At 66.1% G+C, this 3,243-nt stretch carries 2 protein-coding genes; both read right to left on the bottom strand.

All coding sequences use genetic code 11. The features are described from left to right. Window positions 1-432 (bottom strand): chemotaxis protein CheW (locus C7G42_RS34690; protein ID WP_106953309.1); only part of this gene is annotated, 432 nt, incomplete at its 3' end. A 25-nt stretch (window positions 433-457) separates the two neighbouring features. Continuing rightward, entirely contained in the window at window positions 458-3,241 is a 2,784-nt protein-coding gene (locus tag C7G42_RS34685) for a hybrid sensor histidine kinase/response regulator (protein ID WP_106953308.1), read from the bottom strand. Window positions 3,242-3,243 lie beyond the last annotated feature (2 nt).

Raw genomic sequence — 3,243 nt, 5'->3', positions numbered from 1 at the left:
GTCGAGGACGACCATGAGCTGGCCGTCGAGGCGATGCACGCCGCCGGCGAGCTTGGCCATGCGCGGGTCGAGGTTGACGGGGTTTTCCTCCATGCCGGCCTCGGGCAGGCGCAGCACTTCGCCGATCTGGTCGATCAGCAGGCCGTAGGATTCACCGCGCAAATCGACGCCGACCGCCATCGGCACCTTGCCGTCCTCGGGCTGCGGCAGGCCGAGACGGGCGCGCATGTCGACCACGGTGACGATGCGGCCGCGCAGGTTCAGCACGCCCGCGATCTCGCGCGAGGACAAGGGCACGCGGGTGACGCGTTCGGGCATGAACACGTCCTGGACGCGGGAGATCGGCAGGCCGAACAGCTGGCCGCCGATCATCGCGGTGACGTATTCGACCATGGCGCCTTCGGCGGATTGGGTCTTGCTCTTGCTGGTCATGTTGCGTCTCTCCTGATCCTGTCCGTTACGCCGCTGCCCGGCTCAGATCGGAGGCGCCGGCGGCGCTCGCGGTCTGTTCCTTCAGCGCCGCGATCAGACCGGGACGGTCGAATTTGGCGACATAGTCGTGGAAGCCGGCCTGACGGCCGCGCTCGATCGCCGCCGGCGACACCAGCGCGGAGAGGCCGATGATCGGCATCGAGCCGAGATTGTTGTCCGAGCGGATGGTCTCGGCGAACTCGAACCCGTTCATGTCGGGCATCTCGATGTCGGTCAGCACCACGTCGAAGGTCTGGGCGCGCAGTGCGGCGAGGCCCTCCTGCGCGGTCGGGGCGGTGCGGACGCGGTAGCCGGCGGCTTTGAGGACCGGCGCCAGCATGTTGCGGAAGAACGCGCTGTCGTCGACCAGCAACACCGACTGCGAGTGCAGCGACGGCTTCATCTCCTTGCGGGTGAACCAGTCGGAGAACGCCATCGGCAGGAAGTGGCCGACGTCGATCACCTCGGTGGCCTGGCCCTTGATCACGGCCGAGCCGAGGATGCCGCTAGCCGAGCCGCCGACCTCGATGTTGAGCCGTTCCTCGACGATGTCGATGATCTCGTCGACGACGAGGCCCATGGAGCGGCCGTCGTCGGCGAACACCAGGATCGGCTGGGCGCCCTGGCTTGCAATGGTGACGCCGTCCATGGCGACGAGCGGCATCAGCTGCTCGCGATACTGCACCATGTAGCGGCCGTTGGAGAACTCGATCTTGTCGGCGGGCAGCTCTTCCAGGCGCGTGACGAGGCCGAGCGGGACCGCCTTGGGCTGCGACGAGCCGGCGCGGAACACCAGCAGCGACGTGGTCTGCTCGCCCGAGCCGATGTGATGGGCGCCGTTCTCGTCACCCATGTCATGGGCCGAGGAGCCGGCGGCGCCGAGGGCTTTGGCAATGCCGTTGGGGTCGATGATCATGATGACCGCGCCATCGCCGAGGATGGTGTTGCCGGAGAACATGTCGATGTGACGCAGCTTGGTCGACATCGGCTTGACCACGATTTCTTCGGTGTGGAACACGCCGTCGACGACGATGCCGAAGGTCTGGCTGCCGACTTGCGTCACCACGATGAAGCCGTTCTCGGGATCGGAGGCCGCGCCGTCGTCGATCTTGAGGAGCTTCTTGAGGTGGATCAGCGGCAAGAGCTTGTTGCGCAGGCGCAGCACCGCGGTGTCCTTGATGCGCTCGATGCGGTGCTCGCTGTTGGCGCGGGCACGGACCAGCTCGACCACCGAGAGCTGCGGGATCGCAAAGCGATCACCGGCGGCTTCGACGATCAGGGCGGAGACGATGGCCAGCGTCAGCGGGATCTTGATGGTGACGGAGGAGCCCTCGCCGGCCACCGATTTGATGTCGATGGTGCCGCCGATCTGGTCGATATTGGTGCGCACCACGTCCATGCCGACGCCGCGGCCCGAGACCGAGGTGATGGCGGCAGCGGTGGAGAAGCCCGGCGCGAAGATGAACTTGTGGATCTGGGCTTCGCTCATCTTCTCGAGCTCGGCCTCGGTGACGAGGCCCGAGGAGATCGCCTTGGCCTTGATCTTGTCGGTGTTGAGGCCGCGGCCGTTGTCGGCGATGCAGATGATGATGTGGCCGCCCTCGTGATAGGCGGACAGGCGGATGGTGCCCTGCTCGCCCTTGCCGGAGGCGAGACGCTCGGCGGGGGTCTCCAGGCCATGATCGGCGGAGTTGCGCACCATGTGGGTGAGCGGGTCCTTGATCAGATCGAGCACCTGGCGGTCGAGCTCGGTGTCGGCGCCGTGCATCTCCAGTTCGATCTGCTTGCCGAGTTCGCTCGAGAGGTCGCGGACGATGCGGGGCAGCTTCTGCCAGGCATTGCCGATCGGCTGCATGCGCGTCTTCATGACGCCTTCCTGCAGCTCGGCGGTGACGTTGGAGAGGCGCTGCAACGGCACCTTGAACTCGGTGTCCTCGTTGCGGCGGGAGATCTCCAGCAACTGGTTGCGGGTCAGCACCAGCTCGGAGACCATGGTCATCAGATGCTCCAGCGTATCCACGTTGACGCGGATCGACTGGTTGGCGATGCTGGCGCCTTCGCCGCCGGTCTCATCTGCCGCCGACTTCTTGGCGACGGCCTTCTCCTTGGCCGGCTTGGCAGCCTCTTTCGCAGCGGGCGCAGGAGCTTCGGCAACCGGCGCCGACTCGGCCTTGGCAACCGGCGCTTCGATCGCGGTCTCGCGGAAGGCGCGCTCGAGATCGTCGAGCGAGACTTCGCCCGGACGCAGCGGGCGCTCCAGCGTCTGGTCGATCAGCGAGCCCTGGGTCATTTCTTTTGCCGGTGCTGCCTCGGCTTCAACGGGAGCCGGCGCTTCCGGCACCAGCGGCGGTGCTTCAGCAACGGGAGCGGCGGCTCCAGCCGCCATTGCCGCCATGCCCCGCTCGACCATCGCTTCCAGCTGGTCGATGAGATCGCGGTCGTTGCCTTCGGGCTCGGCTTCGGTCGCCTCGAGACCGGCCAGGATCTCCTTGATCCGGTCGATCGAAGCCAAAATCAGCGACACCGCGTCCGCCGTCACCGGCATGCCGTCGCGGAACTTGCTCATCAGGGTCTCGCCGGCATGCGCCAGCGCTTCGAGCCTGGGCAGTCCGAGGAAGCCGCAGGTGCCCTTGATGGTGTGGACCAGGCGGAAGATGTTATCCAGGATCTTGGCGTTGTTCGGCTCCTGCTCGAACTTCACCAACTGATTGTCCACGGTGTCCAGGCTCTCGCTGGTCTCCGTCAAAAACTCCCGCAACAGATCATCCATGA

It is taken from the genome of Bradyrhizobium sp. MOS003 (assembly GCF_003020125.1).
Taxonomy (GTDB): Bacteria; Pseudomonadota; Alphaproteobacteria; order Rhizobiales; family Xanthobacteraceae; genus Bradyrhizobium.
Note: the sequence above shows the minus strand (reverse complement) of the source record. Positions and strands in the feature narration are given on the sequence as shown.